This is a genomic window from Rufibacter sp. JT20002 (genome assembly GCF_056491185.1).
Genome location: NZ_JBSZJY010000001.1, coordinates 644,411 through 668,461 on the forward strand (window position 1 = coordinate 644,411; position 24,051 = coordinate 668,461).

Consider the following 24,051-nt stretch of genomic DNA (forward strand, 5'->3'; position numbering starts at 1 on the left):
TGTTTGCAAAGTATTCCGCTTTCCTTTAGGAAAGTACTATACAAAGGAAAGTAAACTTCGGTAATTTTGCAACAGGTTATCAAGCTGATGCCCAACTCTTCAAAGGGGACCAAACCTGGACAATCAGAAAAGATCTGATTGTCTTACCCACCCATAGTGAAGTACCTGCATGGGTGGAAATAGCCATTGCCAATTACTAAAATGGAGAATAAGAAAAAATTAAAGCTGGCCGCCATCATTGAGGGCCCGGGATGGAACTTTGTAGGCTGGCAGCATCCCGATATTCCGGCCGACTCTAGTGAGAATATCGATTTCTACATACAGCAGGCAAAGCTGGCCGAAGCGGCAAAGTTTGATACGCTCTTTTTGATTGATGTGAGCCATGTGGGCCCTGGCAATATTCCGCATTACCTGAGTATGTTCGAGGGGGTTTCTGTCATGTCGGCCCTTAGCATGCACACGAAGAAGATAGGGCTTTCGGCCACTGTCTCTACTTCCTACGCCGATCCTTACAGCGTTGCCCGGCAGATCCTGTCGTTGGATAAAATAAGCAAAGGCCGTGCGTCTTTGAATGCCATTACCTCAAACCCAGGCGGGATGGTCAATTTCAGCCGTGGTCACTTAGGCAAGAAGGACCAATACCCCATGCAGAAAGAGTTCTTGGAGATATTGCTGGGACTGTGGGATACCTATGAGGACGACGCCTTTATTCGGGATAAGAAGAGTGGCGTCTACCTGAATCACCGTAAAATGCATACCATTGATTACAGGGGGAAATATTTCTCGGTGGATGGGCCCTTGAATATCAGCCGTTCCGTGCAGGGCCGGCCGGTGCTCTACACGGCAGGCATGTCAGCTACCTTATTTGACCACGCCACCAGCTATACAGACGGAGTATTCACCCATGGCAATACGTTGCAGGAGATGGTAGGAATGGCGGACGACGTAAGGCGCAGGTTGGTTGAAAAGGATAGAAAGCCGGAGGATTTCATTGTGGCCGTCTCACAGAACCCAATCGTGGGCAGGACAGAAGAGGAAGCTTTTAATAAATACCTGGAACTGCTGCGGTTCACTCCCCAAAACAGTCTTCCCCGTCCCCAATTTATGGGCTCCGCCGAGAAAATCGCGGATCTGGTGCAGCAATGGCATGCACAGGGGGCCATGGATATGCTGATACTCCGCCAGGACCATCCCCATGGCCTGAAGGACTTTGTAGAGCTGGTAGTGCCTATTCTGCAGGAACGCGGCATCTTCCGGACGGAGTATGAAGCTGATACATTAAGGGGAAATCTGGAGTTGCCCAAGCCAGGTTTCAGAGAAATTTACTCAGCAGGCTGCAAGATTTAAAAAGAAGGATTATCGAATGAATAATATAAAGAAGGAGAACAAGCACATGATCTTGGGCGTGGTCCTGGGGAACAACTTTGGTAATAACCCCACCACCTGGCGGATGCCGCACGTGGACCCCGGATCCTACACGAACATCGATGCCACGGTGGAGCAGGTACGGACAGCGGAACGAGGCGGGATACAGTTCGTCTTCCTGCCCGACCGTCTCTACATGCACGGAAACCTGGCCACGTCAGCGCCTGTGTTCAACATGGACCCGATCATCACCCTTTCGGCGGTGGCCCAGGCGACCGAACGGATCGGACTGATCGGCACGGCGTCCACCTCCTTCACCGAGCCCTACCTGCTGGCCCGTCAGCTCAAGGCACTGGATGTCATCAGCAGGGGCCGGGCCGGATGGAACGCCGTGCCGAGCTACGAACCCGAGGCCTTCGCGAACTTCGGCAAGACCCTGCCGCCCCGGGAGAAAAAGTACGAGCGTCTCCATGAAGTGGTGCAGATCGTGCAGGCGCTCTGGGGAAGCTGGGGGTACGAGGCGGGCCAGCCCGACCAAGCCGGGATGTTCGCCAACCCGGCCCATATCCGACCGGTCAACCTGCAAGGAAAGCACGTCGGAGCACGCGGGCCCCTTCCCGTCCCACCTTCCGAGCAGGGCCAGCCGGTCATTGTCATGCCCGCCAGCAGCGGCTACGGCCTGCAAGCGGCCGGCATGTACGCCAACCTCGTCATCGGAATGCCATCCTACATAGAACAAAACCGAGCCATACGCCACACCGTGCGGGAGGCAGCAGCACAGGCCGGCCGGGACCCCGAGGAAATCAAGTACGTTGTATTTGCCCCCTTCACCGGCTTCACTCCCGAGCAGGCCGCCGACTACCTCCAGGAATGGTTTGAAGCCGGGGCAGCTGACGGATTCGTGATGAACTTTGACGACTTCCATACCGAGATTGCAGATTTCGTCGATCGCGTAGTCCCGATTCTTCGCGAACGCGGCCTCTTCCACGACGGCTACGAGGGAAAGACCCTCCGCGATCACTTGGGACTGCCACCGCAGTACGGGCTCGACCCCCGCATCGCTACCAGCTCGACTGAAACTACCTGACAGACAAAAAATCAGCCACGGTATGGTTAAGGAAGTTTACCGCTTCCCTTACCTACCAGACAAACCGTTATTTATATGGATAAAAAAATGCTTATCGGTCTTTCCTATGGAGGTGGCTACGGGTCACAGCAGGCAGCCTGGCGTATGCCGGGAGTAGACCCCAAAAGTTATACGGATTTTGACGTGATGGTAAAACACGCGCAGGCGGCTGAACGCGGCAAATTACACTTTATCTTTTTGCCTGACGGGTTCGGCAGATTAGAAGATATTGAGAACGTGCCCCCGGTACTGACCCTTGACGTAATGCTTACCCTGGGGGCTATCGCCCGGGAGACAAAACATATAGGCTTACTCGCCACAGGTTCTACCACTTTCAACGAGCCCTACAACCTGGCAAGGCAATTCAAGGCCCTGGATGTGATGAGCCACGGCCGGGCGGGTTGGAACGCCGTTACATCAAGCACGAATGATGCAGCCGCAAATTATGGGGTGACAATACCATCAAGCGAGGAACGCTATGGTCGTGCCCACGAGGCGGTCCAATTGGTTCAGGCACTTTGGGGCAGCTGGGGAAGAGACGCTTGGGTGCACAACCAAGAAACCGGTGAGTTCACGAAAAAGGGTCAGGTTCTTCCCATTAACCTGCAAGGCAAGTATGTCGGCTCCCGCGGACCACTGTACACCCCGCCATCGGAGCAGGGCCAGCCGATCATCGTTCACGCCGGGGGAAGTCCCAATGCCCACGAATTGGCAGGTCGTTTTGCCAATGTGGTCATTGGGGCGGTATTTACCATCGAGGATGCCATCGCCCAGCGCAATGCATTCAGGGCGGCGGCAAAACGGCACGGGCGTGACCCTGACGAGATCAAATTCTTTGCGGGTGTCATGACCACGATTGCCAAAGACAGACGTACCGCCCTGGACCGTATAATCCAGATGAAGGAGAGAGAGTTTCCGCAAAGGGTTGCGTACCTGCAAAGTATGTTGGGTATACGACTAGACATCAATCAACTAGACAAACCGCTCACCAAAGAACAGCTTAGTGCTGCCCGCCCATCCCCTTACGATCCCCGGTCGACCAATGCACTTAAAATCGCAAAAGAAGGCTGGAGCCTGCGGGACATCATTGCGCACGGGGTAATTGATTACCATCCGTCCATCGTTGGTCCGGGCGTGGAGGCAGCCGATCACATGCAAGCTTGGTTTGAGGCAGGAGCTGCGGATGGGTTCTGGATTTTACCCGATGTCTACGATGATGGAATTGACGCCTTTGTGAATGAAGTGGTCCCAATTCTGCAGGAGCGTGGTTTGTTCCACCGGGAGTATGAAGGGAAAACCTTGCGGAAGAACCTGGGGGTGCCGGATCAGTATGGCATTGACCCCCGTATTTTTAAAAACTAAAAGCCTCACCTGAATCGGATAGGACCAATATAAAGCAAAATGGTTTTTACTATTGATTACCAGCTCCAAAGGTCCGCGCGCGATTGTTTTTGCGGCATTTAAAAGAAGAGCCAGGTGACAATTGCTTAAGAGTTAATAAAACAACATGGAAAATAATAAAACAGCCTACTCCATTTTAGAGCTAGCCATCGTCTCCCAAGGGAACACCATCAAGCAGACCCTGAACGATTCATTAGCACTGGCGAAAGAGGCGGAGGCAAATAACTATAAGCGCATCTGGTTTGCCGAGCACCACAACTCAGACAGCATCGCCAGCAGCGCCACTTCCCTGCTCATCGGGTACGTGGCCGAAAACACCACTTCCATCAGGGTCGGCTCGGGGGGCATCATGCTGCCCAACCACTCCCCTTTGATTGTGGCGGAGCAGTTTGGCACCCTGGCCCATCTGTACCCGGGCCGCATCGATCTGGGCCTTGGCAGAGCACCCGGCACTGACCAGGCGACAGCCCAGGCCATACGGTCGGATTTCATGCAGCTGGCGCAACGGTTTCCCCAGGAGGTGGCCAGAATCCAACAGTACTTCTCCCTGGAAAACAACAAGGCAACTGTCAGGGCCAGTGTGGCGGAAGGCACAGGCGTGCCGCTCTACATTCTGGGGTCTAGCACGGACAGCGCCCACTTGGCGGCAAAGAAGGGACTGCCTTACGCATTTGCCAGCCACTTCGCCTCCACTCACCTGCTACCGGCTTTGGAGATCTACCGCCGGGAGTTCCAGCCATCTGAATCCTTAGAACGGCCCTATACCATGGCAGGGGTAAATGTCTATATCGCAGACACCGACGAGGAGGCCGAAAGGCTATTCACCAGCCTGATCAGGATGTTTGTGGGTGTGTTCACAGGTGCCAAGGATCCACTGCATCCGCCTACAGAATATACCGAGGACCTGAGGGAGATGTTCCAGCATCCTTCCCTGCACCAGATGCTGAAGTATTCCTTTGTCGGCAGCAAGGAGACGGTGAAAAAACAGGTGGAAGCGTTTCTCGGCCAAACCCAGGTAAACGAGCTTATAGCCGTATCCACCATGTACAGCCATGAATCCCGCATAAAATCCGCAAGGCTGTTTGCAGAGATTATGGCAGAGTTAAATGAAGGAAGATAAAAAGAGGAGAAAATTACATTTTTGAATAAAATTGGGCGTGACCTTCCTGGCCACGCCCAATCCCCTAGATACCCTGACCTAACTTAAGCACTTGTACTATATGAGGCTTAAGCAAGCTAAATGATTACTAAATGGTGCTACCTTTCAAGGACGCCATGTCAATGACGAAGCGGTATTTCACCTCACCTTTCAGCATGCGTTCATAGGCTTCGTTAATGTTTTGAATGTCAATCATCTCAATATCCGCGGTAATGTTATGCTCGGCACAGAAGTCGAGCATTTCCTGTGTCTCGGCAATACCTCCGATAGAAGAACCTGCAAAGCTTTTTCGGCCCGCAATGACGCTGAATGCCGAGATCGGGAGCGGCTGCGCCGGTGCCCCGACCAATGACAGTGAGCCATCTACCCGAAGCAAGGATAGGTACGCGTTTACATCATGCTCAGCGGAGACCGCATCCAGAATGAAATGCAGCTTGCCCCGGTAAGCTGCCATCTGCTCAGGGTCTTTCGACAGCACTACCTCATCTGCGCCTAAACGCTTTGCTTCGGCAAATTTGCTTTCGGATGTGGTGAACGCGACTACCCGGGCTCCCATTGCTTTGGCAATCTTAATACCCATGTGCCCCAGGCCGCCAATACCCACGATGCCCACTTTCTTGCCAGGCCCCACGTTCCAATGACGGAGCGGAGAGTAGGTGGAAATACCCGCGCAAAGAAGAGGCGCGGTGGCGGCAAGGTCCATATTTTCCGGTATGCGCAGTACATATTTCTCGTCGACTACGATACTCTCTGCATAACCACCGAACGTTGGATTGCCAGGCAAATATTTATCTTCCGAGTTATAGGTAAAAGTCGCACCCGGCACGCAATACTGTTCTAGACCCTCATGGCAGTATTCGCACTCCCGGCAGGAGTCCACCATACATCCCACGCCCACCAGATCACCGACCTTGAACTTGCCTACGTGGCCTCCCACGCTCTTCACTTTGCCTACTATTTCATGGCCCGGCACGCAAGGGTACATGGATGGTCCCCATTCGCTCCGTGCAAGGATAAGGTCAGAATGACAGACCCCGCAGTAAAGTATCTCGATCTCCACATCATGGGCCGTCGGTTTTCTCCGCTGTATATTCAACAGGTTCAAGGGTGCATCCGCCGCCTCGGCGCCAAATGCTTTGATGTTTTTCACTTCCATAGTAACAATTTGATTTGATGAATTCTAAAGACCTTAGGCCCTGCCCAGCAGTTTATAACGGCGCCTTTCCCCTACCCTTCTCTGGATTGGTTAGCAGTAGATGTTAAACCAGGTAAAAACAACTCAGCGGTACCGGTCACGGCTCCTAACCACTTTTAGTGATGCAAATTTCGGAAGGGGCGTGTGCACTGGGTTTATACAGGAAACGGATTTATTTACCAGTTTTACTGATTCCGCCCTCACCGCTGAGGACACACCATGTTGTTCACTAGATTTGTGGGATAATCATCTGGGGTATACTACTATAGGCCATGGACCAATTGCAGAGATTCGACACTGTCAGGCAATTCAACGACTCAGTCGGCGCGGAGACGCTAAATCCCCTGGTAAGCGTTGTCAAGTTCAACGAGGCGCCCATGGTAGTCAACATGAGGGCGTATTTCGGGGTGTATGCCGTTTTCATGAAGGACATAAAGTGCGGAAACCTTACCTACGGCTGCCAGCCTTACGACCATGAGGATGGGACGCTGGTCTTCGTCTCCCCAGGCCAGGTGTATGGCTCGGACAGCGGGGGGGTGGCGATCATACCAAGCGGCTACGCCCTGGTCTTTCACCCAGACCTGATAAAGGGAACGTCCCTTGGAAGGGCCATCAAAGACTACAGCTTCTTTTCCTACGAAGTGAACGAGGCGCTTCACCTCTCAAAAAAGGAAAGAAAGACAATCGTGGGCAGTCTGGAGAAGATAACCGAGGAGATAGAGCAGAACATAGACAAGCACAGCAAGACGCTGATCGTCTCCAACATCGAACTGCTCCTCAACTACTGCATACGGTTCTATGACCGGCAGTTCATCACCAGGACGAATGCCAACAAGGACATATTGGTGCGGTTTGAGAACCTGTTAGAGGATTACTTCAGATCCGACAAAGCCCAAACAATGGGCCTGCCCAGCGTGGCCTATTGCGCGGACCGGCTGCACCTGTCCCCTAACTACTTCGGGGACCTCATCAAGAAGGAAACCGGGACCACGGCGCTGGATTATATCCAGTCCAAGGTGATCGATGAGGCTAAATCACGGGTTTTTGACAGTACAAAGACAATTAATGAGGTGGCCAATGAGCTCGGATTCAAGTACCAACAGCATTTCACCAGGCTGTTCAAGCAGAAAACGGGGCTTACCCCTAATGAGTATAGGCACCTGAATTGACAGTTCTATTCAGCCTTGATTAATCTAATCATTGCCTTCCTTGGCAGATAGCCTTAAGGAACCAAGAAGCTTTCGTGAAACTAATCTTATTTACACGAAGGAGTTTTGTCCATAATAGCTGTTATGTTAATAAAATACAAGCCACTAGCTTATATACCCGTTAAAAGCCTGACTCAGTAAACTACCTGGATAACATACCTTAGTTAATTCTGAGTGAGGGAAGACACCGATTGGTCAACGGCTCACAAGCTATGAATGAACAAAAGAAAAAGGAACCCGGTTTTCCTAAAGCTGGCCATAGGTGTGATTTGTCTTGGAAGAAGTTAGGCGTAAACGAGTTAACCTCAATAAATTAAACATTTTTATTGCAAATAGGGCAATTATTTGTACTTTTATTATACAAGACACTAATTCTTCCATCTAAACCCCTAAGAACATGGGCGTATCTCCGGCCATTCTGGGGAACGGGGGTGCTTTAGGTTAGGAAGCATTACTCAGGGAATAGGGAAAGCTCCTTACCGTCAGAGAAGAATAGAATAAAGTTTCAGGCTGTTCCTAGAAACGTTTATTTTCACCACCAAGCGGCTCATCCTCATGGGAACTATGGCAAAACTCAAGTCACTTCTTGCGTTAAGCATCTTGGCCCTGGGCATTCATCCGTTCGCCGCCAAGGCGCAGCAGAGGCCCTACTTCGATGCTCCACTTGAACTTCCGGGCCGAGTGGAAGGCGAGAACTTTGACCGCGGCGGCAAAAATGTCGCTTACTTCGACACGACCCCCGGAAACCGCGACCAGGCCTATCGCAAGAGCGAGGACGTGGACATCGCCCGTAACGTCCACACCACGGGCCATCACATCAGCGCCATCCGGAAGGGCGAGTGGCTGGAATACACGGTCAACGTCGCGGCCGCCGGCGATTATGATTTCACGGCATCCGTCGCGACCACCGCTTCCGGCAAGAGCTTCCAGATGCACATTGACGGCGTCAACCGGATGGGGAATATCAAGGTCCCCAACCGGGGAAGCTACCAAAGCTACTCCCTCACTTCCGTCAAGCGCGTGAAACTGAGCGCGGGCCGGCACCTGCTTCGGTTCCAGACCAAGTCTGAATATTTTGATGTCGATTTCTTCGAATTCAAAAAAGTAAGCAATGATCCTCCTCCGCCGCCGCCACCGCCGCCAAACGGCAAAGTGAACCTGATCCTGGACCTGGATATCTTCAACGACTCTGACGATGCGGGGGCCCTGGCCGTTCTGCACAGCCTGATCCGGTCCGGCGAGGTCAATGTGCTCGCGATGATGGTCACGGTGTCTTACCCGTATAGCGCCCCAGCCACCGATGCGATCAATACCTATTTTGGACTCCCGAATATCCCGATCGGGATTCTGAGGGATAATACCCTTCTCCCGACAGGCGGCTGGTACAGCCAGATTTCCGCCAACTACCCCCACGATCTCGTTAATGCACCCAACGCGACAACCCTCTATCAGCAAATCTTGTCCCGACAGCCGGATAACAGTGTCGTGATTGCGACCATCGGTCCGCTCCGCAACCTAGACAACCTGATGGCTTCCTCTGGAGGCATGGATCTGGTCCGGCGGAAAGTGAAGAGGCTGGTCGCCGCAGGAGGATGGATTTACGAAGACGGCTCTTCCGGAACTTCCTTTAACTACAAACTGTCCGCCTCCAGCACCCAACGGGTCATCAACCATTGGCCGGGAGAGGCTTGGTTTGTGCCTAACCAGGTGGGTGACAAGGTCAAGACGGGAAATCGCCTCCTGGCCACCAAATCCAACTCCAATCCCGTGCGCAAGGCGTATGAAATCGCCAAAAGTCGATACCACGGCCCCGATTTTCGGCCGAGTTGGGACCAAATGGGCGTGCTGGTCGCGGTGCGGGGCCTCTGGGGCGGGAGGCTGACGTCCGAAACCAATGGACAGCTGAGATCAGACCCGGGCGGTAACGTGTCCTGGAAATATCCTTCCTTCCACTACCCTGACAAAAATCACCACTGGATCAAGCTGAACATGAGCCCGTCGAGGATGAGCGTCCTCGTCGAGGACATGATGATGATCGATCCGTGAGGTGGGGAGCTAAAAGAGAGCTCGACCGGAAAGTAATGCGCGGACAAGTGGCTGGACGCAATTCTATGCTCTTCAGGAAGGTTTCATGGGGCAACCAGCCCACATCCATCTGCAGGATTTGGATCCTAACTCCCTTTATATGAAAGGTATATACCGAATACTCCTGCTCTCCCTGCTGCTGTTCTCCACCGTTTCCTGCGACGACAACGACGGCCTGCCAGACCCAACCCAGAACGGGGCTGGAATAATGGCTGCCAAGGTAAACGGACAGGTGTGGCAGAGCAGTTCCTGCCTGACCTGCATTGGAGGCGGAACCGGCTTGGAGGCACATTACGAAAACATGTCCTTCATCATCAGGGGAGAGCAGCCCGGTAAGAAGAAATCAGTGCTGGAACTGATTGTGCAGGGGGTAAACGGCCCAGGGAACTACGCGCTGGGAGAATTCACGCCCGGTGGTAACCGTTTTGAGGAGTTAGGCAGTTTCGGGAGGTACACCGACTTGGCAGTAAGGGGAACTTCCAAAAGTTTCCTGACCTCCGCCACTAATCCAGGAGCCCTCACCGTCACCAAGCATGACACCCTGAACAAGGTCATCTCCGGCATCTTCTCTTTCCGTGCGCCCCTGGAAGGCAGCGCCACCGAGTATGTGGAAGTGACCGCCGGCCGCTTCGATGTGAAATACCAGTGAATCTGAACACTCACGTCCTACACCTACGACCTACCCCACCCAACACACCGGTTTATTCCCCCAGGGCTGTTTGGATTTGCAGAAATGCTTGTCGCGTTTGTTGAATGTCCCCTTCTCATTTTTTAGCTCCCGCAGACAATTGTCTACATCCCCGTCAAACTCACATGAGTAGGGCGAAATGTAAAGGGACTATGAAAAGGATACTTTTCGGCCTGAAGCAGCTTCCTTTCTTTTGCAAGTGGTTTCTTCATACCTATATATTTGGCTAACCACTATTTTACTTATTGATAATCAATAGGCAACATTCCCATAATGTGCACAGGGTACCTTGGTTGCATCTAACCTTTCACCTTTACCACATATCTATGGGAAGAAAATTACTGATTATCATGGCGCTGTTAGCGCTGCTGATCCAGATAGCCTCCGCGCAGACCCAGTTCCAGGCAGGCGACATCGTGATTGTAGGATACCGCATGAACGCCACCAATGCCGGAGATGAGATCGCCCTCCTGCCGCTGGTGAATATCCTGCCGGGCACCACCCTCCACTTGACAGATGCCAAGTTCACCTCCAATGCTCAACCCCAGTGCGCAGGAGGACTTACCTGGACGGCCCCCACGTCTGGAGTGGCAGCAGGAACCATCATCAAGATTCAGAATGATGTGCCCAGCGTTAGCCTAGGAACATTAGCTGGCTCTGGCTTCGGACTGAGTTCCAGCGGAGACCAGGTTTTGATCTACACCGGCACCGCGGAAGCCCCCAGCTACATCACTGCCCTTAGCTCTAACAACTGGGTTACCGCTAATACAAGCTGCAGTGGCAGCAATTCCTTACGGCCCTCCACACTAACAGACGGCACCACCTCCATTAACCTGAGCACTGCTCCTGGTAACACAGGGGGGAACACGGTTAATGCCTATTATAACGGTTCTCAGACCGGCACTGCGGCGCAGATACGCCAGGCAGTTCTCAACCCTGCCAATTGGGTGGGGATAGGTTCAGGAACCGCCGCCCAAGCTTGGCCTAACTGGGCTTTCCCAGGTCCACCCGCCGTTTCAGGGGCCACCACTGTTAGTAACACTTCGCTACAGCTTACTTTTAACCGAGAGCTGGAGCAAGCGTCTGCTATTAACCTAGCCAATTACACGGGCATTGCAGGACTGCAGCAGGCCGTTCTGAGCGAAGACAAAAAGAAGGTCACCTTAACGTTTACTACCCCGTTTACCTCGGGCGCTCCTTACTCCTTAGTGGTGAACGGCGTCAAGGATTTAGAGCAAAGATCGATGTTCAGTGCCTACACCTTCAATTTCACTTATTCCACAAGTATTGCCTGGAAGGAGCGGTTTATGACCGTGTCTGAGAATGGAGGCCCGCTCAGGGTAGACTTAACCTTGGTGAACCCTTCGGATGCCACCGTGCAAGTGGTGGTGAAACCAACCCCGTTTAGCACGGCTTCCGCAGCTGATTTCACCTATGCCACCCAGACCATCACCTTTACCGGCAACAGTGCGGCCACCCAGACCGTCACTATTCCCATAACAGATGACGCACTAGCCGAGCAGGACGAGTATGTGGTCCTGAACCTGGAAAGCCCCAGTGGTGTCAGCATCTCTGGCAACCCGTTTATCACCCTGTACATCAAAGACAATGACCGTCAGGCGCCGCAGCCTAGCCGGGAGATCCAGTTGGGGCACGTGGCAAGTTTCACCCCTAATACCGCCGAGGGTAGTACCACCGAGATCGTGGTGCATGACCGGGCCTCACAGCGACTATTCATGACCAGTGCGGTGCAAGGCCGTCTGGATATCGCTGATTTCTCAAACCCCGCTGACATCCGTCTGATAAAGTCCATCGATATGAACCCGTATGGGGGCATCACCAGCGTTGCGGTGAAAAATGGAGTAGTGGCCGTGGCTTCCCCCAACGCCAACGAGCAACTCAACGGCTCCGTGGTTTTATTTGATACCGATGGAAACTTCAGGAAGCAGGTAACGGTGGGGGCGCTGCCCGATATGATCACCTTTTCCCCTGACGGCTCTAAAATCTTGACGGCAAATGAAGGGCAGCCCAACGACGCGTATACGGTGGACCCCGAAGGCTCCATCAGCATCATTGATATCTCCGGTGGTGTGGCCGCAGTAGAACAATCCAAAGTGACAACGCTGCTCTTTGATGCTTTCAACAGCCAGGAAGCCCAGCTGCTGGCCTCTGGCGTGCGCAAGACGAAAACTTCCAGCACCCTATCCCAAGACTTTGAACCCGAGTATGTCACCGTCGCCCCTGATTCCCGCAGGGCATGGGTCACCCTTCAGGAAAACAACGCCATTGCCGAAGTGAACCTGGAGAACAACACCATTACCGCCATATGGCCATTGGGCACCAAAAACATGGGAGTCATGGGGAACGGCTTCGATGCCTCTGACAATAACAACCAAGTGCTGCTAGCCAACTGGCCAATCAAGTCTTTTTATATTCCTGACGCTGTGGCGAACTACACCGTGGGTACCACCACCTACCTGGTCACTGCCAACGAGGGAGACGAGAAAGAATACGCCGGCTTGAACGAGCGCACCACCGTAGGGGCAGCTAATCTGGACCCAACAGCTTTCCCCAACGCGGCGGTCTTGAAAGAAAGCCACAACCTGGGCCGACTGCGCATCTCTAACCTGCAGGGCGACACCGACGGTGACGGAGACTTTGATGAGCTTTACATGTTGGGTTCACGGTCTTTCTCTATCTGGAATGCCGCCACAAAAGCGTTGGTATATGACAGTGGTGACGCTTTTGAGCTGTTTACTTCAAAAGACCCTGCAATCTCTCCGCTCTTCAACGCCGACAACGAAGGCAATGGCTTCAAGACCCGTAGCCGCGCGAAAGGCCCCGAGCCGGAAGGAGTAGCCGTAGCTTCCATTGAAGGCAAGACGTATGCCTTTGTGGCGCTGGAGCGGGTAGGTGGCCTGATGGTGTATAACATCACTGACCCTGCTAACCCGCAATTTGTAGACTACCAAAACAACCGCAGTCTCACCACCTTTGCCGGAGACCACGGACCGGAGGGAGTATTCTTCGTAGACCGCGGCGAAAGCCCCGATGGCAGGTTCTACGTTCTGGTGGCTAACGAACTAAGCGGTTCCGTGTCGGTGTACAAAATCCAGAATACCCTTACGGCCCTGGAGCCAGAAGCTGGTTCTAAAGAAGAGTTAAATCTTTATCCAAACCCTACCAATGGGTCTAAAGTCCACCTCAGCAAAAAAGCTAATGTAGAAGTGCTGGACGGGCTCGGACGTAAGATCTACGCGGGCACCGGGGTGCAAACCCTTGATGTCTCCGGCTACGCCAAAGGCCTTTACTTTGTGAAGACAGAAAAAGGAGAAGTTCGTCGTTTGATTATCAAGTAAGAGGAACACTCCTTCGCATCAACACCACAAGAACAGAAGCCTGCTTCTGTTCTTGTGGTGTTTTTTGTTTTTGGTTTTTTGCAGGCTGATCAAAACTCCGGTTCCTTTTGAGCGGGGCCGTTTCCAGGATGCTCTTCCCTGAGACGCCACTTTAGTGTGCGATTTCACAAAACGGCAATAGTACCTTAACGATATGGAAATAAGTGGAAGGTATATTTACCATGTGGTTGTACTATAACTTTTAAGTTTAGAATCCACCCACATACTCCTCAGAGCGTTGATTGAATATGAATCTGGCATACTTTCCCAACTCGTTTCATTATTGGACATGAGAAAGATAAAAGACTTTATACAGAATACCCTCATCGTTTTCCTAGTACATCGGATGCATTCTTTTGACTCGCCGTTCAAGCGTCACTAACATTTAACGTATCGCCTATGAAGCGCGTCAAGTCCCCCAGAAAAAGGAAAGTAGAAGTGGTGGTTATTTCAGACGTGCACCTAGGCACCTATGGGTGCCATGCCAAGGAATTATTGGCATACCTCAAGAGTATAAAACCGAAAAAAGTCATCCTCAACGGGGATATCATAGACATCTGGCAGTTCAGCAAAAGTTACTGGCCCACGGCCCACATGCAGGTAATTAAGCACCTGACCGGCCTAATTTCCAAAGGCGTAGAGGTCACCTATGTCACGGGCAACCACGACGAGATGCTGCGCAAGTTCGTTAAATTTCGGTTGTCTTCTTTTTCCATCCAGAATAAGGTGGTCTTGGAGCTGGATGGCCAGAAGGTATGGATTTTCCATGGCGATGTCTTCGATGTGACCATGCAGCATGCCAAGTGGCTGGCCCGCCTGGGCGCTCATGGCTATGACCTGCTCATCCTCCTCAACCGGCTGGTAAACTTTCTCTGCCATAAGCTCCACCGGGAGAAAGTATACTTTTCAAAAGGCATCAAGAACCGGGTAAAAAGTGCCGTCAAGTTCATCAATGACTTTGAAACGATTTGCGCCGACCTGGCCATTGAAAACCAATTTCAGTATGTAGCCTGCGGGCACATCCATCAACCAGAGATCAAGGAAATTATCACCCCTAAGGGAGCAGTCACCTACCTGAACTCAGGCGATTGGGTCGAAAACCTTACTTCTCTGGAATACTATAATGGGCAATGGCACCTATATAAATATCAAGATGAGGTAACAGAGCTCAATCATCTTGCCGAGGAACCAACGGTAAGCTCTCTTGATAGCAGTGCCATCTTCCTGGACCTGATGTCAGAATTCAATCTCAAACGTGCATGAAAGTACTCTATGCTATACAAGGCACCGGCAACGGCCACCTGAGCCGGGCCCTGGAAATTGCCCCCATCTTACAGAAAAAATGCCAGTTGGACATCTTGTTAAGCGGGTGCCAGGCAGACCTGACGTTACCTTTTGAAGTGAAGTACCGTTTCCACGGCCTAAGTTTCATCTTCGGCAAAAAAGGAGGCGTCGACTTTGTGGAGACCTTTTCCCAACTAGAAACCCGGGCTTTTTATGACCAGGCACGCCAGCTTCCGGTAGAGGACTATGACTTAATCATCAGTGACTTTGAGCCCATTTCCGCCTGGGCCTGCTCGTTCAAGAAAAAGCCCTGCGTAGCATTAAGCCACCAGGCAGCAGTTATTGATCCCACCGCTCCACATCCTAAGAAAGAAGACCGGTTGGGCAAACTGATCCTACAGTACTATGCCCCGGCCACCGCGCATTATGGTTTTCACTTCCAGCGCTTCTCACCCGACACGTTCACCCCAGTCATTCGGGCGCAGGTGCGGGAACTAGAACCTACAAACCAAGGGCACTACACGGTCTACCTTCCGGCGTACGCCGATGAACTGCTTTTGAAGAAGCTATCCAAATTCGGAGAGGTCAAGTGGGAAGTCTTTTCTAAGCACAACCGCCTGCCCATCCGGCAAGGCAACATTGAGATCAAACCGATTGACAACGAGTTATTCATCAAGAGCATGGCTTCTAGCGCCGGAGTGCTCTGCGGGGCTGGGTTTGAGACACCCGCCGAGGCGCTTTACCTTGGCAAGAAGCTGTTGGTGGTGCCCATGAAAAGACAATATGAACAACACTGCAACGCGGCCGCTTTGGCCAGCATGGGAGTGCCGATGGTGAAGAACTTGAAGCCAAAGAACCTGCCTAAGATTGCTGAATGGCTCCAGGAAGGGCACGTCATTCCGGTGGACTACCCAGATGAAACCGAGCAGATACTTGAGATGATTTTGGCGGGCGATTACCAAACCAAAGCAGAAAAGCCGAAAAAGGGCTCCTTTCGGCAAAAGTGGCACGAAGCCATCATGCCTTCCCTCAGGGCGTTCTTTGTTTAATATATAGTTTGAAGGCAGCATTGCTCCTCACTCAGGTGCAACGCTGTTCAGGGGCCAAAACGGCATGATGGAGCACGAACTAGCGGCAACGCAGCACACACACGATTTACGTAGAGAGTCATTTGGAAAAGAGTTTGCATGGGGCGTTTCTACCGCCGCCTACCAAATAGAGGGCGCCCATGATGCCGACGGGAAAGGCCCTTCCATCTGGGACGAGTTCACCAATACTAGGAAAAAGATCCTCCGGGGAAACCACGCTAACCACACCTGCGATTTCTATAACCGGTACCCCGCTGATCTGGACCTGATGAAGGCCATGCAAATCCCTAATTTCCGCTTCTCCTTTTCCTGGCCCAGAATCTTGCCGGAGGGGATTGGCTCCGTTAACCAGAAAGGATTGGATTACTATGACCGGCTCATTGACAATTGCCTTGTCCGGGGCATTGAGCCTTGGGTCACGCTCTACCACTGGGATTTGCCTGCGGCCCTGGAAAGAAAAGGCGGTTGGGCCAACCGGGATATCGTGGGTTGGTTCACAGAGTACGTGCAACTTTGCGCCTCCAGGTATGGGGATAGGGTTCGCCATTGGATGATCTTGAACGAACCTATGGCTTTTGTGGGCGCCGGTTATTTCCTGGGCATTCACGCTCCTGGCCGCCGCAGTATCAACGGCTTCTTGGCCGCCACCCACCACGCCACCCTTTGCCAGGCAGAAGGCGGTCGGATTTTGAAAGGAATTTTGCCGCATGCCGAGGTAGGCACCACCTTTTCTTGCTCCCACATAGAACCCTTTCGCGATCTACTCCGCGACCACAAAGCCGCCCAGCGGGTAGATGCCTTGTTGAACCGCTTGTTTCTGGAACCAGCCTTGGGCCTGGGCTATCCCTTCGCTAACATCCCCTACTTGCGACGGATAGAAAAATACTTCGCTCAGGATGATGAGGCACTTCTTCCTTTTGATTTCGATTTTATAGGCCTGCAGAACTACACCCGCGAAATGGTTAGGTTCTCATTTTTCACACCTTTTCTGCAAGCCAGGCTTGTACCGGCCTCAAAGCGCGGGGTGGAACGCACCGTAATGGATTGGGAGGTGTACCCAGAATCCATTTATCACATGCTGCAAAGGTTCAACGGGTATGCCGGAGTCCGGAAAATCATCATTACGGAGAACGGCTCTGCGTTCCCCGATACAGTTACCAACGGGCAAGTACACGACCCCCAACGGGTAGCGTACCTGAATAACTATTTAATGCAGGTGCTCCGCGCCAGGCAAGAGGGAATAAAAGTGGAGGGATACTTCGTCTGGACGTTTACCGACAATTTTGAATGGGCAGAAGGATACCACCCGCGTTTCGGTCTGGTGTACGTGGACTTCCAAACCCAGGAACGCATCATTAAATCTTCGGGCCAATGGTACAGCCGCTTTCTCATGAATGCCTGAGTTGCTTACAGGTTAGAAGGGAGTTTGAAAGAATAGTAAGGGAAACAATGCTAGTTCTGGCATTAAAGCTTCGTTTTTCTCTCCGTTTACGAGCTCTTCTCCTCCAGTATTACCATTCAGTTAAGGTTCTGATTAGGGGATTATCCAGAATGTAGGATTCCTACCTTTGGGATGTTTGTTTGCAAGGAAATCATAAAAGCGGCGGCCCTGTGGCTGCCGTCTTTATTTATCAAGGCTAATTTTTCAAGTATTTTATGAGAGTTTGACGATTGAGCTGCCTTCAAACTGCGAGGGGATGGTTTTAGTTTACTACTTAACATTAAGGAAGCACCAATTATTTTTTTGTATGGAGTACTTTATAAGTGGGAGGAAGTAGAACTAAGAATAGGTTTTAACATTAGGTGTCCCGAATATAGTAGATTCAGGAGTCCAGTTACAGTTAACTAATAGAGCTAGTAAGCTTAGGTTATCCGTTTAGCAACTAGTTGTGTGTCATCAAATATGATAATTCATGTTTTCTAAAAAACCTGCTAGAACATTTGAACTCTCAAATGATTTTAAAAGTGCTTTAAGACACTTTGCATATTATTATACGAATGGAACATTGCCTTATGTAATTGGGGACGAGACAATCCTTAAGAATATTAACTATCGTGATGACTTGAAGGAAGAAGCTAGTTTAGTGGAACAAGCATATGCCATTTTTGCGAATACTATCCAAATGGACGAAAATGGAAAAGTCTTAAATAAGACCCACGCTATGAAACGAGCGGCTCAATGGATAAGGTTTGTATGCCGAACCGAAGGAGATGATTTTCAAGTAGTACCTGAATTTGAAGACTGGGAGGTTGAGCTATTTTAAGATAAATAATTATACCGACACACAACAACACCTAAACGTCAGTCTCGGCCGACTGCCTAGCTCGCCGTTTAACCTAGTAAGTTACCTGTGATTAAAACAATGAAACAATGTGGCCTTTAGACGATATTACAGTTTATTACTACGGTTCCATAATCAAGGACACCCCTGCTGATTGGGAGTTTCGAAAAACGGTCAACTTTGTTTCAGACTATTATCACAACTCTTTACAGGGCTATAAGCCTCCTAAAACAGGAAGAATCTGCATCGCGGTAAACCAAGGTAAACTGCCGCAGGGGCCTTTATCCTTTGGGTCTATCCGCAAGCTCTTCACTTCAATGGATGAAGAATTATACCTTCGCCTAAGTAAAGTTGAGCAGTACCGATATCTGCTTGAGTTAATTCATAAAACTGTTTTGGGGGCCGCAGAGACCTTAGGCTGGGACAAGTCTGCTTTTGAATCTGCATACGCAACAGTTCTTGACTCTGACTTCGTGTTTGAGAAGCACTATAAAGAGAAGAAATCAAGAAACAGGAAAAGCACAGGGGTTGCTGTTTTGGCAAAGACGGAGGATAGGGCTATCCTAAGAGTTAAGATAACCACAGGGGACTTCGCAAGTGAAGCAGTGCTGTTCGATAAGAGAAATTGGTACTGGGGAGACAGCTCGTATGGAATTGCAGAGAAGTGTAAGTGGATTGATGAAGGATGCTTCGGTTATGAATCCAAGCCAACTAATGAACATGTCTATTATTCAATCAAGGAGGGTAAAGTGCAAACTAACATGGCCTTTGAAGATTCTGTCTTCTGAAAAAGTAACCACAAGCAACAAAGTATAGCAGTTATTCTTCGGCTCACGCTTCGTCCATCTGCTATACAAGTACGTTAGAAAACAAAAAATAAGCCTTATTCATACTGCATCCGGTAACTCGTAAGCGGTATGAACAAGGCCTATTTTATATATCTTTTTGCGAACTCTAGTTCCTTTAGAACCTGTCTGAGGTATTGGCTTTTCCTACTGATTCAAAGTGCGTCGCCTGTTTGATGGTTTTTCCTTTCCCCTCGGCGTCTTCATAGGAACGCTCTTCTACTTCCACAGAGAGAGTCTTGCCCTTTAGTTCCTTTGTGTCTACCTCGGTTTTGTCTATCCCCAAGGCCTTCAAAAAGGAGGCTAGAATAGGCTGCCCTGGCTCGCTTAGGTAAAAGCGCTGGTTCACGAAACCGTCTTCGTTCTCCAAGCGACAGTTGATGAACGGAATTTCCTTGTTCTCGCTCTTTCCTTCTTCTACTTCCGTTACAGTTACTGTGTGCCGACCTTCCGACAAAAATGGCTTTTCTTCTATCTTCAGTTTCATAAGCTTTACTTTCTTTTGCTAATTATATACGCATATTCTTACTCCTAGTTTTTATAAATACCTAAATTCTTTCATTTTGCTAATTATTTTATCATTCACATCTTCCTTTCTTGACTCTTCAGCTTAAGATGACCATTGCTTGGCTTGTTGTATGGTTTGGCCAAACCCTTTAAAAAAAGGTTTAACTAGATACAAGAAGCAGGGGCTTTTGATCAAAGAACAGGGTGATGCTTCTCTTCCAAAGTTTTTGCCTTAGACTACACTGGGCGGTTTCAATTCTTTCTGACACAAACAGAAAAGCCCTCGGTAGAAATCTACCCAAGGGCTTTTCGCATGCTTTTCTGAATTTAGCCTTAAACTGAGGATCTTAGGAAATAGTAACTCGTTTTCCGCCGGAACGGGCAGACTCATAGATGGCCATCAGAATTTTTACGTCACGAAATCCCATCTCACCGGGCACGATGGAGGGTTTGTTGTTTCTAAAGCTTTCTGCTTGGCCATCCATTTGGTTAGCCTGTTCAAAGATGTTGGGGTAATCCATTTTCCCCTGGCTGGTTTCCCCTTTTTTGCCTTCATAGCCAAAAGCAGGCCCTAAACGCCACCAACCCTTTTCTGCTTTGCCTTCCAGAAAATCTTCCCGCTGAGCATAGCTGCTGTTACATTCTGCCACTACCCCATTCTCAAACTCCATGCGCCAACTAATAGATTGCTCTACCTCTTTGAACAGTTCAGGCCGGGTCACCTCCCCAAATTTGGCAGTTACGGCAACGGGTGCTTTCCCCATGGTATAACAAGCCCCCTGTACGCAGTAAATCCCCATGTCCATCAAAGGTCCTCCGCCAGACCGTTCCCTGTCTACCCGCCAGCTGTTGGAGCTTCCCCCACCCATGTCAAAGCCGTTGTGCGCCCTAATGCTCTGCACCTTCCCGAAGACCTGTTTCTGGCCTAATTCCATCACTCTTTGATGAAAGGGATCATAGTGCAACCGGTAACCAATGGCCAGCTGCACATTGTTTTCCCGACAAGCCTCCAGCATGCGTTGGGCATCTTCTACCGAGGTAGCCATGGGCTTTTCGCAGATCACATGCTTCTTGGCTTTGGCGGCCCGTATGGTGAACTCGGCGTGCATGGCGTTGGGCAAGACCACGTACACAATGTCAATGTCTTTGTTATTGGCAATCTGGTCAAAGTTCTGGTAGTTGTAGATGTTCTTGTCGGGGATGTTGTACTTGGCTTTCCAGGCCTCAGCTTTGGAAGGAGTACCGGTCACGATTCCGGCCAGATAACAGTTCTTGGTTTCCTGCAGCGCCGGGGCAAGCTGGTGGGTGCTGTATCCGCCCAGTCCTACCAAAGCAATTCCCAGTTTTCGGGTTTGATTTTCTGTGGCTTCAGTTTGCTTTTCCACGGGCGCCGTGCCCCCGGATTTATCAGAACAGAAGGAAAACAGCGGTAAGCCTATGACCGAGGAGCCGATGGTGAACGTGAGTCCTTTCAGGAACGTGCGACGGTCGTTATTTAGGGAAGCGTCATCTTTTCTCATGCGCAGAACGTGATTGTCTTACAACTTAAGGTAAATTTCTAGATATCAGGAGCATCTGTTTAACAGAGCAGGATAATTTTCTTAGTCCATGATACGCACGATTTTCTTTTTTGTGTTTTGAATCTCTTTGATTAAGCAAACCCCTACTCTACCTGAAAGTAGAAACGCCTTTCCAAGTCTTGGCTTGAAAAGGCGTTTCAGGTATGTTTTTGGAAAACTTACTGAGAAACAGGTTTCCCCTATTTTCTGGACAAGAGGCTTGGTGGCGTGTGCACCGGCTGAGTATCTTTTTAGATGTATTTGGTAGCCATACTTCTTGTTTGTTTTCTAAGCCAACAGCCTAGGGTTTTCCTGATACGTTTTCCAGAGGAACTCCCCGAAGAGCGTGTTGGCCCAGGCAAACCAGGAGCGGGTGAAGTTCTTGGGGTCGTTCTTGTGGAAAGACTCGTGCATGAAACCGGTTCCGCCGTGGGTGCTTTTCAGGGATTCAATGCAGGATTTTACCTCTTGGGCATTGGTAGAGGTGAGGCCGCGCATGGTGATAGCCATGGGCCAGATCATATCCTGCCCCACGTGCGGACCGCCAATCCCTTCGGCGGCACTGCCTTTGAAGAAGAACGGGTTGTTCTCAGACAAGATGTATTTGCGGGTATTTTGGTAAACCGGGTCAGAAACGGGCAAGGCGCCCAGGTACGGCAAAGACAGCAAACTGGGCACGTTGGCATCGTCCATGAAATAATAATTCCCGAAACCGTCTACCTCAAAGGCATAGATTCTGCCGTGCTGCGGATGGTCTACCACCGCGTGGGTCTGCAACGCTTTCTCTACCTCAGCCGCCATGGCCAACAGCGTATCTGCGGTATTCTTGTCTTTAGCGATGGCGTTCATCATTTCGGCGGCCTGCCGTAAACTCACTACCGCGAAGAAGTTGGATGGCACCAGGAAAGAGTAGATAGTAGCATCATCGCTGGGCCGGAACGCGGAGCAGATTAAGCCCACGGGCTTCACCGGGAAACCGTAGCCACCCATGGGCAAAGTATCAGTAGGGGCATGCGTGACGCGCTGGAATTTGTAAGGTCCCAAGTTCTCTTTGCGCTGCTGCTCTTTGAAGGTCTGGTGGATGGTTTTGATGGCCTGCTGCCACTGCACGTCAAATGGTTTGGTGTCTCCGGTTTCCTTCCAATAATGGTAAGCCAGCCTAATGGGGTAACACAAGGAATCAATCTCCCACTTGCGTTCGTGCACGCCAGGTTGCATTTTTGTCAGGTCCGTCTTCCACTCCCCTACCTTGTTTTCGTCGCCGTAGAACGCGTTGGCATACGGGTCCTTTAAGACATAAGAAGTCTGCCGATTGATCACCCCTGCTACCAACTGTCTTAGCGGTTCATCTTTCTTTAGAAATTGGAGGTAAGGCCATACCTGCGCCGAGCTGTCGCGCATCCACATGGCGTCAATGTCACCGGTGATGACGTAGGTATCGGGTTTGCCGTTGACGTTTTTATGGGTAACGGTAGTATCTAACGTGCTGGGAAAACAGTTCTCAAACAGCCAGCCCAGTTCTTTGTCCTTCACATTCTTCCGGAACTCCTTGATGGCTGCCTCCACCGATTTACTCTGGAAATTACGCTTGGTCGCCGGCACCCGCACCACCGGAAAATCAGCGGTAGAGGCAAATAAAGACATAGGTGCGATAACGGCGCCGGCGCTTAAAAAGGCTGAGCTTTGAATAAAGGTTCTCCTGTTCATGTAGGTTGGTTTTTTGAATATCTTGGTAAAAAGCTTTTTCCTGAGTAAGACTAGCTTATTTGATATTCTGCTTCGCTACGCCTTCCTGCGTGATTTTCACCGGCTGGATAAAGCCTTTCTCGTCAAAGGTCATGCGGTCAATGCAGGTCACGCGGTGGTCCCTACCTGTATCGCCCAGGGGTCTTCGGTGATAGACAATGTACCAGTCATCGGACTTGGGATCATGCATGACCGAGTGGTGCCCGGCGCCGGTGGCCACCTGCGGGTCCTGCGCCAGAATGGTGCTGATGCGCTTGAACGGGCCCATGGGTGAATCGGCGATGGCGTAGGCCACCCGGTAATCGGGGCCTCCCCAGCCGCCTTCTGACCACATGAAGTAATACTTGCCGTTTTTCTCAAACATGAACGGACCTTCCACATAGCCTTCCGGGGTGATTTCCTTAAAGGTTGTTCCGTCTTCAAAGGGCGTAAAGCCGGTAAAATCGTCTTTCAGCTTGGCAATGTTGCAGTGCCGCCAGCCGCCGTAGATCATGTAGTATTGGCCGTCTTTGTCTTTGAACACAAACTGGTCAATGGGCTGCGCGCCGTTATGGAATTTGTCTATCAGCGGTTTTCCCAGGTAATCTTTGAAGGGGCCTTCTGGCTTATCAGCAACCGCCACACCAATACCCCCAATTTCATTATCGCTCTGGATATCATTGGCCCCGAAGAACAGGAAGTACTTTCCCTTCTTCTCCACAATGGCCGGCGCCCAGATGGCTTTATGAGCCCATTTCACCGCGGTGGTGTCCAAGATGCGGGGGTGTTTGGTCCAGTTCACCAGATCTGGCGAGGAGAAGGCATCAAAGAACACCTGCTTTTCATAAAGCGCCGAAAAGGTGGGATAGATCCAGTACTTCTTCCCGAAGATGGCACCCTCCGGATCGGCGTACCAGCCGGGGAAAACCGGATTGCCGGCGGTGGTTTTCTCAACGGCTTTGGTTGCTTTCTTTGGAGCCGTTTTGGCTACGTTTTGGGAAAAGGCAGGCAAAACCGCACCAGACAGAAGGCCGCCGAGAATCAACGTTTTAAGGGATGTTTGAAGAGACATAAAGGCAGTTAAAATTTGGAAAGGCTGCCTTCAGGAAAACTGAAGGCAGCCCGGATGAGGAAAC

18 protein-coding genes and 1 pseudogene are annotated in these 24,051 nt (G+C 50.9%); 13 read left to right on the forward strand and 6 right to left on the reverse strand.

Annotated features, from left to right (window positions below):
• The first annotated feature begins 201 nt into the window (after positions 1–201).
• The 4 genes from ACW9SV_RS02620 (at position 202) to ACW9SV_RS02635 (ending at position 5,012) form a co-directional block, all read left to right on the forward strand.
• Positions 202–1,347, forward strand: a complete 1,146-nt coding sequence (locus ACW9SV_RS02620; protein WP_479555183.1) for an NtaA/DmoA family FMN-dependent monooxygenase — start codon at positions 202–204, stop codon at positions 1,345–1,347.
• A 16-nt stretch (positions 1,348–1,363) separates the two neighbouring features.
• The gene (locus ACW9SV_RS02625; RefSeq protein ID WP_479555184.1) at positions 1,364–2,452 is read left to right on the forward strand and encodes an LLM class flavin-dependent oxidoreductase; all 1,089 of its coding nucleotides are present in this window, start codon (positions 1,364–1,366) and stop codon (positions 2,450–2,452) included.
• A 75-nt stretch (positions 2,453–2,527) separates the two neighbouring features.
• Positions 2,528–3,853 (forward strand): NtaA/DmoA family FMN-dependent monooxygenase, encoded by a 1,326-nt coding sequence (locus ACW9SV_RS02630; RefSeq protein WP_479555185.1) that lies wholly within the window; start codon positions 2,528–2,530, stop codon positions 3,851–3,853.
• A 145-nt stretch (positions 3,854–3,998) separates the two neighbouring features.
• Positions 3,999–5,012 (forward strand): LLM class flavin-dependent oxidoreductase, encoded by a 1,014-nt coding sequence (locus tag ACW9SV_RS02635; RefSeq protein ID WP_479555186.1) that lies wholly within the window; start codon positions 3,999–4,001, stop codon positions 5,010–5,012.
• Between the two features lie 127 nt (positions 5,013–5,139).
• Here ACW9SV_RS02635 and ACW9SV_RS02640 read toward each other — a convergent pair whose 3' ends face one another.
• Together ACW9SV_RS02640 and ACW9SV_RS02645 are read right to left on the reverse strand one after the other, a co-directional pair.
• Positions 5,140–5,754, reverse strand: coding sequence for an NAD(P)-dependent alcohol dehydrogenase (locus ACW9SV_RS02640; RefSeq protein ID WP_479556505.1), 615 nt, complete (start codon positions 5,752–5,754; stop codon positions 5,140–5,142).
• 15 nt (positions 5,755–5,769) lie between these two features.
• Positions 5,770–6,207, reverse strand: a pseudogene (locus tag ACW9SV_RS02645) (alcohol dehydrogenase catalytic domain-containing protein); the annotation flags it as partial.
• 311 nt (positions 6,208–6,518) lie between these two features.
• Between ACW9SV_RS02645 and ACW9SV_RS02650 the strand changes: the two are divergent.
• From ACW9SV_RS02650 to ACW9SV_RS02690, 9 genes are all read left to right on the forward strand, one after another.
• A complete protein-coding gene (locus ACW9SV_RS02650) occupies positions 6,519–7,415 on the forward strand; it encodes a helix-turn-helix domain-containing protein (RefSeq protein ID WP_479555187.1) in 897 nt (298 codons plus the stop codon).
• 603 nt (positions 7,416–8,018) lie between these two features.
• On the forward strand, positions 8,019–9,500 hold the full coding sequence (locus ACW9SV_RS02655; RefSeq protein ID WP_479555188.1) for a carbohydrate-binding protein: 1,482 nt from the start codon (positions 8,019–8,021) through the stop codon (positions 9,498–9,500).
• 139 nt (positions 9,501–9,639) lie between these two features.
• Positions 9,640–10,188, forward strand: coding sequence for a Riean_0653 family protein (locus ACW9SV_RS02660; protein ID WP_479555189.1), 549 nt, complete (start codon positions 9,640–9,642; stop codon positions 10,186–10,188).
• Positions 10,189–10,553: 365 nt separating this feature from the next.
• On the forward strand, positions 10,554–13,586 hold the full coding sequence (locus tag ACW9SV_RS02665; protein ID WP_479555190.1) for a choice-of-anchor I family protein: 3,033 nt from the start codon (positions 10,554–10,556) through the stop codon (positions 13,584–13,586).
• A gap of 438 nt (positions 13,587–14,024) precedes the next feature.
• Positions 14,025–14,888, forward strand: a complete 864-nt coding sequence (locus ACW9SV_RS02670) for a UDP-2,3-diacylglucosamine diphosphatase (RefSeq protein ID WP_479555191.1) — start codon at positions 14,025–14,027, stop codon at positions 14,886–14,888.
• On the forward strand, positions 14,885–15,958 hold the full coding sequence (locus ACW9SV_RS02675; RefSeq protein ID WP_479555192.1) for a glycosyltransferase family protein: 1,074 nt from the start codon (positions 14,885–14,887) through the stop codon (positions 15,956–15,958). The genes ACW9SV_RS02670 and ACW9SV_RS02675 overlap by 4 nt, the downstream gene beginning before the upstream one ends.
• Before the next feature lie 64 nt (positions 15,959–16,022).
• Complete coding sequence (locus ACW9SV_RS02680) at positions 16,023–17,399, forward strand: GH1 family beta-glucosidase (RefSeq protein WP_479555193.1); 1,377 nt, start codon at positions 16,023–16,025, stop codon at positions 17,397–17,399.
• A 511-nt stretch (positions 17,400–17,910) separates the two neighbouring features.
• Entirely contained in the window at positions 17,911–18,261 is a 351-nt protein-coding gene (locus ACW9SV_RS02685; RefSeq protein WP_479555194.1) for a DUF7677 family protein, read from the forward strand.
• Between the two features lie 107 nt (positions 18,262–18,368).
• Complete coding sequence (locus ACW9SV_RS02690) at positions 18,369–19,067, forward strand: hypothetical protein (protein WP_479555195.1); 699 nt, start codon at positions 18,369–18,371, stop codon at positions 19,065–19,067.
• Positions 19,068–19,242: 175 nt separating this feature from the next.
• Here the strand turns inward: ACW9SV_RS02690 and ACW9SV_RS02695 are convergent, their stop codons facing one another.
• The 4 genes from ACW9SV_RS02695 to ACW9SV_RS02710 all read right to left on the reverse strand — a co-directional run bounded on the left by ACW9SV_RS02695 (position 19,243) and on the right by ACW9SV_RS02710 (position 23,987).
• Complete coding sequence (locus tag ACW9SV_RS02695; RefSeq protein ID WP_479555196.1) at positions 19,243–19,611, reverse strand: hypothetical protein; 369 nt, start codon at positions 19,609–19,611, stop codon at positions 19,243–19,245.
• 367 nt (positions 19,612–19,978) lie between these two features.
• Entirely contained in the window at positions 19,979–21,151 is a 1,173-nt protein-coding gene (locus tag ACW9SV_RS02700) for a Gfo/Idh/MocA family protein (RefSeq protein WP_479555197.1), read from the reverse strand.
• 327 nt (positions 21,152–21,478) lie between these two features.
• Entirely contained in the window at positions 21,479–22,897 is a 1,419-nt protein-coding gene (locus tag ACW9SV_RS02705) for a glycoside hydrolase family 125 protein (protein ID WP_479555198.1), read from the reverse strand.
• Positions 22,898–22,952: 55 nt separating this feature from the next.
• Positions 22,953–23,987, reverse strand: coding sequence for a glycoside hydrolase family 43 protein (locus ACW9SV_RS02710; protein ID WP_479555199.1), 1,035 nt, complete (start codon positions 23,985–23,987; stop codon positions 22,953–22,955).
• Between the last annotated feature and the right edge of the window lie 64 nt (positions 23,988–24,051).